Origin of the sequence: Arthrobacter sp. TB 23, from assembly GCF_000294595.1 — a bacterium.
GTDB lineage: Bacteria > Actinomycetota > Actinomycetes > Actinomycetales > Micrococcaceae > Arthrobacter_D.
In genome coordinates, this window is sequence record NZ_ALPM01000073.1 from 55386 (window position 1) to 67362 (window position 11977).

The window sequence follows — 11977 nt, forward strand, 5'->3', positions numbered from 1 at the left end:
GGCTGGCGGACAGCAGACGGAGTGATAGAGAGTGACGACGCCTGAACTACCAGAGCTACACCTGTCAGGGGCTGGCACTGCCGCACGGCAGATCCCGTCAGCGTCGCTGACGCGCCTGACCGTCTATCTGCGGGCACTCACCTCGTTGCTGGCGGAAGGCACCGAGCGGGTGTCCTCTGACCGGCTGGCTGAAGCGGCCGGCGTCAATTCGCCCATCCTGCGCAAAGACCTGTCCTATCTGGGGTCCTATGGCACCCGGGGTGTCGGCTACGACGTGCAATACCTGAACCGGCAGATCTCGGCGGCGCTCGGCCTGACACTCGACTGGCGGGTCGCCATCATCGGCGCGGGCAACCTGGGGCGCGCGCTGGCTGGTTACTCCGGTTTCGAATCCAGGGGATTCGAGATTGTTTCGCTGTTCGACGCCGACCAGTTGGTTGTTGGAGCGGAGGTGGGCTGGCTACGGGTGAGCCCAATCACCGACCTGGAACAGGTCCTGGAACGGACCCGGGCCAACATGGCGGTACTCGCGGTTCCCGCAGCAGTGGCACAGTCACTGTGCGACCGGTTGGTTGATGCAGGAATCACCAGCATCCTGAGCTTTGCGCCGGTAGTGCTGCAGGTGCCTGAAAGTGTCCAGCTCCGGAAGGTGGACATGGCCACCGAACTGCAGATTCTTGCCTACCACGCACAACGGGCGCAGGAACCGGACCTTGCTGCCGACGCCCGCACCCGTTCGGCGCAGTAGGTTGTGCAGGCGCTTTGAGCGCCTGGCGTGAGGGCCTAGAACTGGCCCGGAACGATCTGCTTCTGGAAGTACGGGCGGGCCGGCTTCAGGAAGGTCATGACGACGCCAGCAACGCCGAGCAGCGTGACGATGATGGTGAGAACAGTTTCCAGCGGACCCGGAGTCATGAGTTCCTGCCCCTGCAGCATCTCGTTACCTTCGAGCATCGAAGCGGACAGCAGTCCGAACAGGTAGGACAGGACGGAGAGGGCAGCCAACACGGTGGCTGTGATCCTGGCCCAGTTATGTCCCTTGCGGATGAAGATCGCGAGGAGAATGTAGACGCCCGTGAGCACCGTTGCAAACACCAGCACGAGCGCGGTGGCGACCCCGGCGCCCGCCCCTGACACGGGGGTAGTCATCACGCTCAGGATGCTGGCGAGGAAATTGAGCACGCCGGCGGCGATGATCAGCCAGAAGGCCCGCTCCACCTCTTTCGGCGCAGGGCCCTTCTCGGTGACCGACACCTGGTTCATATTCCCCGGGTAGCTGTAGCCGGAGGGTTGCGCATTCTGGTAGCCGTAAGGGGCTGGCTGTCCGTCGGTGGGGTTCTGTCCGACGGATGGCTGCTGTGCTCCCGCGTTATCGCGTGGTGGCAGGTCCTGGCCGGGATGGGGGTCATTGGGAGGTGTGCTCATTGCCGTTTCCTCTTCACTTGAGACTGGTTGATACAGACCCTGTGGGGCCACATAGCCAACCCTAGCGCGGAGCTTTGTGCAGCCGGGGGATTAAACAACAGCGGCTGCCGAACTCCAGAACGGNGCGGCAGCCGCTGGCTGGGGAGGTCTACTTGGCTGGAGCTACGAACGCTGCATCAAGGTTGATGGTGACTTTGTCGCCGACCAGAACGCCGCCGGCTTCGAGGGCGGCATTCCAGGTCAGGCCAAAGTCCTTGCGGGAAATGACGGTCTGACCGGAGAACCCGGCGCGGGTTGCGCCGAAGGGGTCAACTGCCACCCCGTTGAATTCGGTTTCGAAGACCACCGGGAGGGTTACGTCGCGGATCGTCAGGTTGCCTGAGAGCTGGTAGGTCTCACCGGAACCTTCGATGGAGGTCGACTCGAAAATCATTTCGGGAAAACGCTCGACGTCGAAAAAGTCCTCGCCGCGGACGTGGCCGTCGCGGTTGGCGTCGTTGGAGTTGAAGGAAGCAGTCTTGATGGTCGCGGTGACCTTGGAGTCACTGAGTGAGGACCCGACATGAAGTGCTGCGTCGACGGTGTCGAAGTTGCCGCGTACCTTGCTGATGCCAGCGTGGCGCACGGTGAAGCCGACCTCGCTGTGTGAGCCGTCGAGGGTCCAGGTGCCGTTGTTCAGTCCTGTAGGAATTGCCATGGTGGATCTCCTGATGATGGTGCGGTCTGGGTTATGGGTAGGTGGCAGCCGGAAGGCCGTCACCTATAATAAACATGCATTTGCATCGATTATTCCCGAAGTTAGTTAAATGTTCAAATGAATCTGCGCCGGATCGGCTTCGGCGGATTTAGCTGACCGACCGAACTCTGAGAAACTGGACCTATGTCCCTAGCTACTGTCCACCTCGTCCGTCATGGCGAGGTCCATAATCCAGAGCGTGTACTTTACGGGCGACTCCCGAATTTTCACCTCTCGGAGCTGGGCCAAAAGATGGCTCAGCGGGTTGCAGGTCACTTTGCGGCCCGGGTTGCCGGCGGGGCGAGCGTTGTCCGGTTGGTAGTGTCCCCACTGACCCGGGCGCAGGAAACTGCCGCTCCGATTGCCGAACGGCTCGGCCTTGAAATTGTGACGGACGACAGGGTTATTGAGGCCTACAGCCGATTTGAGGGCATGTCCCAGGTGGCCCAGCAGTTGCGGAACCCCCGGCACTGGCCGTTGCTGGCCAACCCATTCCGGCCATCCTGGGGTGAGCCGTACAGCCAGCAGGTAGAGCGCATGATGGCCGCAGTGGGTGATGCCCGGCGGGCCGCCGTCGCGCTCGCTGAAGCAAATGGGTCGGCGGGTCCAGCCGAAGTAATCCTGGTGGGCCACCAACTGCCCATCTGGGTGTCCCGCCTTGCCGCGGAGAACCGGCGGCTATGGCACGATCCCCGAGATCGCGAGTGCACCTTGAGCTCGATCACGTCCCTGGACTTCGACGGCGGGCGCCTGATTGGGGTGCGCTATGAAGAGCCAAGCGCGGACCTCCTGCCCGGTGCGGCAAACCTGCCGGGAGCGTAGTAGTATTACTACACGTTGTAGAACTGTGGAAGAAGCTGTGAAAAACTCTGACCGATCCGCCCGGCGCCCGAAAAGGCTCGGGACAGCACTGGCTATTGGGCTGTCCGCCGCGATTGCCCTTTCGGCGTGTGCCGCTGACGATCCGTTGGCTCAGCAGGCGGCCGTGGGTGACAACAAGAACTACATTGCCGGCGACGGCTCGGTCACCGAGTACGCCGTGGGCGACCGGGGTGAACCTGTCACGCTTACCGGCACGAAATACGATGGCACCGTCGTCGACTCGGCGGACTGGGTGGGGGATGTGACGGTGGTGAACTTCTGGTACGCGGCCTGTGCGCCCTGCCGCGAGGAAGCACCGGACCTGGTGGCGCTGCACGACGAGTACCAGTCGGCGGGGGCCCGGTTCTACGGGGTCAACATCCGGGATACGGAGAAGACCGCCGAGGCTTTTGAACGGAGCTTCGAGATTCCCTACCCGAGTCTCGATGATCAGGACGGCGGGGTGCTGCTGGCGATGACCAGCTATGTTCCCCCTCAGGCAGTGCCCACCACGCTGGTCATCGACAAGGAAGGTCGGGTGTCAGCGCGGATTCTCGGGCTCGCCGACAAGACCACGCTCGGGGCTCTCATCGAAACAGCACTGGCCGAGTAACTGACAGTGAATCTTCCCCTCCACCTGAGTGCCGTCGTCGGCGGCTCCCTTCCGCTTGCCCCCAGCAACGCCTTCGCCGATACGGTGCTGAACGGCTCAATGCTGCTTGCCCTGCCGGTTGCACTCCTTGCCGGTCTGGTGTCCTTCGCATCGCCCTGTGTCCTCCCGCTGGTGCCCGGCTACCTGGGCTATGTCACGGGACTGACCGGTGTCGACCTTGAGCAGCAGAAGCGCGGCCGGATGCTGACCGGGATCGCCCTGTTTGTGTTCGGATTCTCGGTGGTCTTCATGGCGTACGGTGCCCTGTTTGGCCAGCTGGGAGCCTGGATGGTTGGTTCCGAAAGCTGGCTTATCCCTGTCATGGGACTGGTGGTGGTGCTGATGGGACTCATCTTCATGGGTGGATTCTCCTGGTTCCAAACCGAAAAGAAGTTGCAGACCAGGGTGCCTACCGGGCTGTGGGGGGCGCCGCTGCTCGGCCTGACGTTCGGGTTGGGCTGGGCCCCGTGCATCGGCCCCACTCTCTCTGCTGTGCAGTTGCTCGCGTTCTCCAACGACGACGCCAGCGCGGCGAAGGGCGCAGCACTGACCTTCGTGTATTGCCTGGGTCTGGGCCTTCCCTTCCTGCTGATTGCTCTCGGCGTGCGACGTGGAATGGGAGCGATGGCCTTCTTCAGGAAACACCGGCTGTCCCTGCAACGGTTCGGCGGCGGGATGCTGGTGGTCGTCGGCTTGCTCATGGCTACCGGGGTCTGGACCCTGTGGATCAATGAACTGCAGAACTGGCTTGGCGGGGTGACCCTCCCCATCTAATGACAACTGATCCCAACGAAAGGGGGCAGACAATGACCCCCGACACTCCCGAAGGCGGAAAGCCCGACGTCGCGCTGCCAGCGCTCGGCTTCCGCGGCAGCCTCCGCTGGGGCTGGACCCAACTGACCAGCATGCGCACAGCCCTGTTCCTGCTGCTCCTGCTTGCTGTCGCCGCCGTTCCGGGGTCCCTGTTCCCGCAGCGCCCGGCAAACCCCGCAGTAGTCACCCAGTACATCCAGGACAACCCCGACACCGGGCCGATCCTTGACTGGTTCCAGCTGTTCGACGTCTACTCCTCGGTCTGGTTCTCGGCCATTTATCTGCTGCTGTTCATTTCCCTGATCGGCTGTGTCATCCCGCGCACGCTGGTTCATGGCCGCGCGATGAGGTCGAAGCCGCCCCGGACGCCCCGGAAACTATCCCGGATGCCGATCTACGGCACCCTCGTGCTGCCCGCCGGAGCGCAAGCCCATGGCTCCCGGCTCACCGCGGCGTCCGCCGCCGCCGACGCCGCAGCCTTGCTGAAGAAGCGCGGTTACCGGGTGGACCTCCGGGACGCAGAATCGGCTCAGCCCTCGGTTGGAGCCGAACGCGGCTTCCTCAAGGAGGTCGGCAACCTCGTCTTCCACTTCTCCCTTATCGGTGTTCTGGTGTCAGTCGCCGTCGGCGGCCTGTTTGGCTACAGCGGGCAGAAAATCATCGTTGAAGGTGACAGCTTCGTGAATACCCTGGTTGGTTACGACGCGTTCACCCCCGGGGCCAATTTCAGCGCCGGCCAGCTTGAACCGTATTCGCTGCGACTGGACAATTTCGACGTCCAGTTCGACCGGCAGGAAACTCACTACGGCCAGCCGCTCGACTTCACCGCCAACGTCACCACCAAGGATGGGCCGGAGGCCGACGAGGTCGAGCAGGTCCTGAAGGTCAACTCGCCCCTGAAGATCGGCGGCACGGGTGTCTACCTGGTCGGTAACGGGTACGCGCCGATAGTGACGGTCCGTGACGGCAACGGAGACATTGCCATGCAGGGCCCGGTTGTCACCATCCCGCAGGATGGGCTCTTCACCTCCCTCATCGTGATCAAGGCTCCCGACGCCGCCCCGGACCAGCTGGGGTTTGTCGGCTTCTTCCTCCCCACCGCTTTTGTCGGCGAGGACGGCGTCGCCTTCTCCCGCGACCCGGATCCGTTCAACCCCCAGCTCAACCTCAACTCCTACTACGGCGATCTTGGCCTCGACGACGGCGAACCGCGCAGCGTTTACGTGCTCGACACCGAGGACCTGACGGAGCTCAACAGCCGCACCAGTGACGAAGGCGGAATCGTCCTCGGCGCCGGCCAGACTTATGACCTGCCGGATGGCAGGGGGTCCGTCTCCTTTGACGGCCTGGACCGCTACATTGCGGTCGACATCCGCCACGATCCGGGCCAGCTGGGAGCCTTGGTTTTCTCCTCCCTGGCACTTGCGGGTCTAAGCGCGTCACTGTTCATCGGACGCCGCCGGGTCTGGGTGCGCACCGGCACCCATGAGGACGGTCGCACCATGGTCGAGTACGGGCTGCTGGCCCGCGGCGAAGACCACCGCCTGACCGGCGAGGGCGCCGCAATCGAAAAAGCGCTTCGCGCGCAGTGGCTGGTGGATGAGCCGACCAAGGAGCAAGATGGATTCACCAAGCCATCAGGCAATGGCGAAACCACCACTTACGCGTCAGACAGTACGGCCACCGAACACGCATCACACCAGGTAGGAAACGGTAAGGACAGCTAATGCAAACAATCAACCAGGCTCTGGGTGAGTTCAGCGAGCGTTTCATGCTGCTCGCGGCCCTGACCTACACGGTCGCTTTCATTGTCTTCACGCTTGACCTGGTGAAGAGCAGCAAGCGAATCCGGGCGGTCGAGGAAAACCTCGCCGCTGCGCAGGAAGCTGACCAGATGGCGCTGGTGGGCGCAGACCGGAGCAGCCGCCCAGGCGTCCGTGCCGGTTCAGCTGGCGTTGCCGGTGACGCCACCGCCGATGACACTATGGACTACGCGGGTCGACGGAAACTCGCGAGAATCGCCGTCGTGCTGACGGTGATTGCGGCACTGATCCACGCCGCCGGTGTCATCTCACGGGGCCTTGCGACGAACCGGGTGCCCTGGGGCAACATGTACGAGTTCTGCACCACCGGAGCGCTCGTCGTAGTGGTGGTCTTCCTGCTGGTCCTGATCCGTAAGGACCTCCGTTTCCTCGGGACCTTCGTCGTCGGCCTCACCCTGGTGATGCTGTGCGCGGCGACGATCGGTTTCTTCACACCGGCAGGCAACGTGGTTCCCGCCCTGCAGAGCTACTGGCTCGTCATCCACGTATCGGTCGCGGTGGTGTCTTCTGCACTGTTCACCCTGACGTTCGCCATGTCGGTGTTGCAGCTTATTCAGACCAGCCGGATCCGCAGGCTCGCCGCCGGGGGTACCGACCGCGCCCCGTTCATGCGCCTGGTCCCGTCGGCGCTCAGCCTGGAGAACCTGTCCTACCGGATCAACGCCGTCGCCTTCGTGATGTGGACCTTCACCCTGATGGCCGGCGCAATCTGGGCGGAAGAGGCCTGGGGCCGGTACTGGGGCTGGGATGTCAAGGAAGTGTGGACCTTCGTCATCTGGGTGGTATTCGCGGGCTATCTGCACGCACGGGCCACCCGCGGCTGGACCGGAACCCGCGCAGCCTGGCTCTGCATCATCGGGTACCTGTGCATCGTCTTCAACTTCACGATCGTGAACATCTACTTCTCGGGCCTGCACAGCTACGCCTAGACCGGGTCCGCAAGGGCGCAACCAGACAAAAAGTGCAGCTACGCCCACGGCGTGGCTGCACTTTTTTGTGTGCCGTCGGTCGTAGCGGGGCCGGTGTGGTGAGCAACCTGGCCTGGGGCGCGACCTGGGGTGGTGAGCAACCTGGGCCAGCGGGGCCAACCTGGACATCGGTGGGGGGACATGTTGCCCTCGAATGTCTTGATTCCTGACCGATCCGGTCCCGACGCCGGTCCCGACGCCGGTCGCTCGCCGTCGCAGGCCGTCGCAGGCTGGTCCCGACGCTGGTCCCGACGCCGGTCGCTCGCCGGTTGCGAGCCGACCGCGGGGCTGCTGGGCGTGCCGGGACGGGTGTCAGGCGGTCTGGCTGCCCGGTTCGGAGTCGGTGTCGCCGTCGTTCTTCTGCTTGTCTTCGCGGGCCTTCTTCTCCTGCGCCGCGCGGAGTTCCTGCTCCTTACGGCGCAGCTCCTTCTCGCGGGCGTCCTGCCGACGCTTCGCCTCAAGGTTCCGAAGGAACTGAGGGTCGTCATCCGGCGCGGTGGGATGCCTGGGCGCGGGGCGGGACCGTCCACGGGGGCTGGTGGGGCGGGAGCGACCGAACAGGAACCAGAGCCCTGCCCCGAGCAGCGGAACCAGGACGATCGTCACGATCCACGCGGGTTTGGAAAGGCTGCGCACCGAGTGCGCCTTGGTCATGATGCAGTCGATCAGTGCGTAGACGATGACGGCAACTGCAACGAGGATAAGAAACAACAACAGGCGAGGCATCTATCAATTGTAGGCGAGTAAACTTGATGAGTGCCCTTCTTCAAATTCACTGCCCTACGCCTCGGCCTCGTCGTGGTTTTCTTCGTCATTTCCTACTGGCTCGGCCTTGGCGCCATCTTCTCCGCGGTTGTCGCGGCGATTCTGGCCTGGTGCGTGACCTACCTCTTCTTCCGGGAAATGCGTGACGCCGCATCGGCGTCGTTGCAACGCCGGTTCAGGGACGGTGCGCCACCGCAGCGCAACCTTTCCGAGCTCGACGACGCCGCCGCCGAGGACGCCTACGACCCCAACGCCACGATCAACGCAGACCGCAAACCCCGCCCTTGAGCGATGCCGCCACCGGGCGCCTGCCGGGTAGATACGCCCGCTGGCTCTGTGGGCTGTCCGGCGCTGCAGCGAGGCCAGCAGGAGTAGCTAGCCCAGCACAGCAGCTAGCCCAACCCAGCGGGTAGCCCAGCACAGCGGTCAAGCCAGCACAGCGGTCAAGCCAGCACAGCGGTCAGGACCACTCCGGCCCCGAAAAGCACACTGAACCCGAGATTGATCAGCCCGGTCATCTTGAGGACCGGGATCAAGCTTCGGCGTTTTTTGCCCTTGAGCATCAGCCAGCTCGGCATCAGGCAAGCGGGGATGAGCAATAGCACCAGGAGCACCCAAGGGTAGTCGTAGACCAGGAACAGGGGCAGCAGGAGTGCCACGGCGAGCATCATCACGTAGGTGATCCGTGCTGCGGTATCGCCCAGCCGGACGGCGAGCGTGATTTTCCCGGCTTCACGGTCTGTCGGGATGTCCCGAACGTTGTTGGCCATCAGGAGTGCCATGGCAATGATTCCGGTGCTGATGGCGCCGATCCAGGCCACAGCGCTCAGCTGGCCCGCCTGCGTGTAGGTGGTTCCGAGCGTCGCGACCAGACCGAAGAACACAAACACAAACACATCGCCCAGCCCCATGTACCCGTATGGGTTGCGTCCGCCGGTATAGCCCCAGGCAGCAGCCACGCAGCCCACTCCCACCAGCAGCAGGAACCAGGTCTGCGAAAGCACAATCAGGCTCGTCCCAGCGACCATGGCCAGGGCAAAGCAGGCAAAGGCAGCCCACTTCACCTGCCCGGGACGGGCGGCGCCGGAACCGGTGAGACGCAGGGGGCCCACCCGATCGGCGTCGGTACCTCTGACGCCGTCGGAGTAGTCATTGGCGTAGTTGACGCCGATCTGCAGCATCACAGCGACCAGTGCGGCCAGCAGGGCGTTGACCGGTTTGAAGGCGCCAAGGTCGAACGCTGCAGCGCAACCCACGATCACCGGGGCAATCGCCATGGGGAGGGTTCGCGGGCGGGCGCCCTCAAGCCATTGTGCGGCAGTAGCCACAATGCAATCCTTTTCGTCGGGGGAGTAGTGGGTTACGCGCTGGCGCGTTCGAGCAGAGCCCGAACCGCCAGCCGGTCGGGTTTACCGTTGGGCAGGAGGGGAAGCGACCCGAGGGTCAGAATGATCCGGGGCGCCGCGTGCGACCCGAGGGCCGTCTTCGCGTGTTGGCGCACCTCATCCGGGTTCACGTGGCCGACGACGACGGCGGCCACCTCAGTGCCCCACTCGGCGCTTTCGATGCCCAGCACCAGTGCTTCCTGAACGCCCGGGAACCCTTCGATCGCTGACGCGACGGCTCCGGCCGAGACCTTTAATCCACCGGTGACAAGCACATCGTCCACCCGTCCGGTAAGGCTCAGCACACCATCGGTGATGGCACCGGCGTCGTCGGTCTTGAACCAGCGGCGGCCGGAATTGAACTGGAACCGGTCGGCGCTGAGCTCGGGCTGCCCCAGGTAGCCATCGGCGAGCACCGGTCCGCTGATCCACAGCCGGCCATCCTCGGAGAGGAGGTCCACGCCTTCCAGCGGGACGCCGTCGTACACGCAACCGCCGCAGGTTTCACTCATGCCGTACGTGAGCACCAGGTTCAGTCCGTGTTTGCGCGCTTCGCTGCGGAGGGTTTCGGACGCTGGGGCGCCGCCCAGCAGGATGGCGTTGAACCGGCGCAGCACCTGGAGCGTTTCAGGACGTGGGTCCTGGAGCAGGCGGTGCAGCTGGGTGGGGACCAGCGACGTGAACCGGACCTTGTCGGTCAGTTCGCCGGCGGCCGCAGTGAAAGCCTCCGCGCTGAACGGGGCGGAGAGGTCCATCGCCCAGGGCCGGGTGCCGGCGTAGAGCGACCGGACCAGCACCTGAAAGCCCGCCACATAGTGCACGGGCAGGGTGAGGAGCCACTGGCCCTCAGCCTTCAGCGCGAGGGCGGTCCCCATCGCCGAAGCGGCGAGCGCATCGACGCTGAGCATCGTCTGCTTCGGGACGCCGGTCGAACCCGAAGTGCTGAGCACGGCGGCGATCTCGTCGTTCGACAGTTCACCGTCGAAGCGCTGGTCCGGGTCGGCATGGGGCGCGACGGCGGGGCCTTCACCGGCCAGCGCAGCGGCCAGTGGGGTGAGGAGGGCATGAGGGTCAGCCTCGGGCGGGGTGTGGATCGGTAACAGTTCCATGATTGGCCTAGAAATAGTAGGGGTAAGCGGACCAGTCGGGTGCCCGCTTTTCCAGGAAGGCTTCCTTACCCTCGACCGCTTCGTTGGTCATATACGCCATCCGGGTCGCTTCGCCAGCGAAGACCTGCTGGCCCGCGAGGCCGTCGTCGGCCAGATTGAACGCGAATTTGAGCATGCGGATTGCCTGCGGGCTTTGCCGGGCAATGTCCGCTGCGTACTGCAGTGCCGTGTTCTCCAGTTCGTGGTGGTCCACGGCCTCGTTGACCGCGCCCATCGCGACCATTTCTTCGGCTGAGTACTCCCGGGCGAGGAAGAAGATCTCGCGAGCCTTCTTCTGCCCGATCTGGCGGGCCAGCAGCGCCGAGCCATAACCGGCGTCGAAACTTCCCACCGTGGCATCGGTCTGCTTGAACTTGCCGTACTCGCGGGAGGCGATGGTCAGGTCAGCCACCACATGCAGACTGTGCCCGCCGCCGGCCGCCCACCCATTGACGACGGCGATGACCACCTTCGGCATGGTCCGCATCAGCCGCTGCACCTCAAGAATGTGGAGCCGGCCGGCCCGTGCGGGATCGACGCTTTCACTGGTCTCGCCGTCGGCGTACCGGTATCCGTCGCGGCCGCGAATCCGCTGGTCGCCGCCCGAGCAGAACGAGTGGCCGCCGTCCTTCGGGGATGGCCCGTTGCCGGTGAGCAGTACGGTGGCGACATCGGAGGTCATTCGCGCATGGTCCATCGTCCGGTACAGCTCATCGACGGTCCCGGGGCGGAACGCGTTGCGCACCTCGGGCCGGTTGAAGGCGATCCTCACCGTTGGCAGGTCTTTGACCTCCCCGCCGGGGCCCCGTTCGACCTGTCGGTGGTACGTGATGTCCTCGAGATCGCCGAACCCGGAGACGAGTCGCCAGCGGGCAGGGTCGAAGAGGTCAGAAACCTGTGGGGGAAGGTCGATAGTCACCCATCGAGTCTAGCTTTGTGCCGAGCGGTTGGCATGAAGAGGGTCCGCCGTTGGCCAGCGGTCTCGTTATCCCGGGGCCCTGGCGTATTTTTTCGGTGTTTGGTTAGCTAAGCCAATGCTGGCTGCCAGAGGGGCGGCCGCCGAAGGGAGAGCCGTGAAAGTCACCAGGATCCTGGCAATCGTTGCAGTCTCGTCTTCAACCATGTTCGTTGGCGCGTCGACCGCGATGGCAGCAACGGACGACATCGTGTTCGTCCCGTTCGACCAGGCGACGGTAGTAGACCCGGACACCGTCACCTTTGTCACCGGGGGCGTGATCGCAGCCGACGGTACAAACCTGTGCGCGGTCAACCCTGGGTCCATCGTGTTCCCGGATGGAACGTACCCCTGCTTCATCGATTTTCGATCCCCCGACCCGGACCCCGCACCTCAGGTGGGCCAGATGCCGGTGGGCGGCGTCGACACCGGGGTGGCTACGCCCG

General features: G+C 64.2%; 13 protein-coding genes. 7 read left to right on the forward strand and 6 right to left on the reverse strand.

Annotated elements, in window-relative coordinates; genetic code table 11:
- The first annotated feature begins 31 nt into the window (after positions 1-31).
- Complete coding sequence (locus B384_RS0111080) at positions 32-748, forward strand: redox-sensing transcriptional repressor Rex (protein ID WP_019483184.1); 717 nt, start codon at positions 32-34, stop codon at positions 746-748.
- 35 nt (positions 749-783) lie between these two features.
- Here the strand turns inward: B384_RS0111080 and B384_RS19745 are convergent, their stop codons facing one another.
- Positions 784-1425 carry a hypothetical protein gene (locus B384_RS19745; protein WP_019483185.1) on the reverse strand — a complete coding sequence of 214 codons (642 nt, stop codon included), beginning with the start codon at positions 1423-1425 and terminating at the stop codon, positions 784-786.
- Positions 1426-1573: 148 nt separating this feature from the next.
- Positions 1574-2122, reverse strand: a complete 549-nt coding sequence (locus B384_RS0111090) for a YceI family protein (protein WP_019483186.1) — start codon at positions 2120-2122, stop codon at positions 1574-1576.
- Between the two features lie 183 nt (positions 2123-2305).
- Between B384_RS0111090 and B384_RS0111095 the strand changes: the two genes are divergently transcribed.
- The 5 genes from B384_RS0111095 to ccsB all read left to right on the forward strand — a co-directional run bounded on the left by B384_RS0111095 (position 2306) and on the right by ccsB (position 7239).
- Positions 2306-2983 (forward strand): histidine phosphatase family protein, encoded by a 678-nt coding sequence (locus B384_RS0111095; protein WP_024476749.1) that lies wholly within the window; start codon positions 2306-2308, stop codon positions 2981-2983.
- Positions 2984-3020: 37 nt separating this feature from the next.
- The gene (locus tag B384_RS0111100) at positions 3021-3635 is read left to right on the forward strand and encodes a TlpA family protein disulfide reductase (RefSeq protein WP_019483188.1); all 615 of its coding nucleotides are present in this window, start codon (positions 3021-3023) and stop codon (positions 3633-3635) included.
- A 99-nt stretch (positions 3636-3734) separates the two neighbouring features.
- Positions 3735-4448, forward strand: coding sequence for a cytochrome c biogenesis CcdA family protein (locus tag B384_RS0111105; RefSeq protein WP_050994964.1), 714 nt, complete (start codon positions 3735-3737; stop codon positions 4446-4448).
- Positions 4449-4480: 32 nt separating this feature from the next.
- Positions 4481-6214, forward strand: coding sequence for a cytochrome c biogenesis protein ResB (gene resB / locus B384_RS18655; RefSeq protein WP_019483190.1), 1734 nt, complete (start codon positions 4481-4483; stop codon positions 6212-6214).
- Entirely contained in the window at positions 6214-7239 is a 1026-nt protein-coding gene (ccsB, locus tag B384_RS0111115; protein WP_019483191.1) for a c-type cytochrome biogenesis protein CcsB, read from the forward strand. The genes resB and ccsB overlap by 1 nt, the downstream gene beginning before the upstream one ends.
- Before the next feature lie 351 nt (positions 7240-7590).
- Here ccsB and B384_RS0111120 read toward each other — a convergent pair whose 3' ends face one another.
- Positions 7591-8004, reverse strand: a complete 414-nt coding sequence (locus B384_RS0111120; RefSeq protein WP_019483192.1) for a PLD nuclease N-terminal domain-containing protein — start codon at positions 8002-8004, stop codon at positions 7591-7593.
- A 30-nt stretch (positions 8005-8034) separates the two neighbouring features.
- Between B384_RS0111120 and B384_RS0111125 the strand changes: the two genes are divergently transcribed.
- Positions 8035-8331, forward strand: coding sequence for a DUF4229 domain-containing protein (locus tag B384_RS0111125; RefSeq protein ID WP_019483193.1), 297 nt, complete (start codon positions 8035-8037; stop codon positions 8329-8331).
- A gap of 155 nt (positions 8332-8486) precedes the next feature.
- On the opposite strand, the gene B384_RS0111130 is transcribed toward B384_RS0111125, so the two are convergent.
- The 3 genes from B384_RS0111130 to B384_RS0111140 are packed head-to-tail and all read right to left on the reverse strand — an operon-like array spanning position 8487 to position 11495.
- Positions 8487-9371: a 1,4-dihydroxy-2-naphthoate polyprenyltransferase gene (locus B384_RS0111130; protein ID WP_026041138.1), complete on the reverse strand. Its 885-nt coding sequence runs from the start codon at positions 9369-9371 to the stop codon at positions 8487-8489.
- 32 nt (positions 9372-9403) lie between these two features.
- The gene (locus B384_RS0111135; protein WP_019483195.1) at positions 9404-10537 is read right to left on the reverse strand and encodes an AMP-binding protein; all 1134 of its coding nucleotides are present in this window, start codon (positions 10535-10537) and stop codon (positions 9404-9406) included.
- A gap of 7 nt (positions 10538-10544) precedes the next feature.
- The gene (locus tag B384_RS0111140; RefSeq protein WP_019483196.1) at positions 10545-11495 is read right to left on the reverse strand and encodes a 1,4-dihydroxy-2-naphthoyl-CoA synthase; all 951 of its coding nucleotides are present in this window, start codon (positions 11493-11495) and stop codon (positions 10545-10547) included.
- Positions 11496-11977 lie beyond the last annotated feature (482 nt).

What these genes read in the sequence shown, in the direction of transcription:
- B384_RS19745 (WP_019483185.1), bottom strand. Translation starts at nt 1,425, where the DNA reads ATGAGCACACCTCCCAATGACCCCCATCCCGGCCAGGACCTGCCACCA.
- B384_RS0111090 (WP_019483186.1), bottom strand. Translation starts at nt 2,122, where the DNA reads ATGGCAATTCCTACAGGACTGAACAACGGCACCTGGACCCTCGACGGC.
- B384_RS0111095 (WP_024476749.1), top strand. Translation starts at nt 2,306, where the DNA reads ATGTCCCTAGCTACTGTCCACCTCGTCCGTCATGGCGAGGTCCATAAT.
- B384_RS0111105 (WP_050994964.1), top strand. Translation starts at nt 3,735, where the DNA reads ATGCTGCTTGCCCTGCCGGTTGCACTCCTTGCCGGTCTGGTGTCCTTC.
- resB (WP_019483190.1), top strand. Translation starts at nt 4,481, where the DNA reads ATGACCCCCGACACTCCCGAAGGCGGAAAGCCCGACGTCGCGCTGCCA.
- ccsB (WP_019483191.1), top strand. Translation starts at nt 6,214, where the DNA reads ATGCAAACAATCAACCAGGCTCTGGGTGAGTTCAGCGAGCGTTTCATG.
- B384_RS0111120 (WP_019483192.1), bottom strand. Translation starts at nt 8,004, where the DNA reads ATGCCTCGCCTGTTGTTGTTTCTTATCCTCGTTGCAGTTGCCGTCATC.
- B384_RS0111135 (WP_019483195.1), bottom strand. Translation starts at nt 10,537, where the DNA reads ATGGAACTGTTACCGATCCACACCCCGCCCGAGGCTGACCCTCATGCC.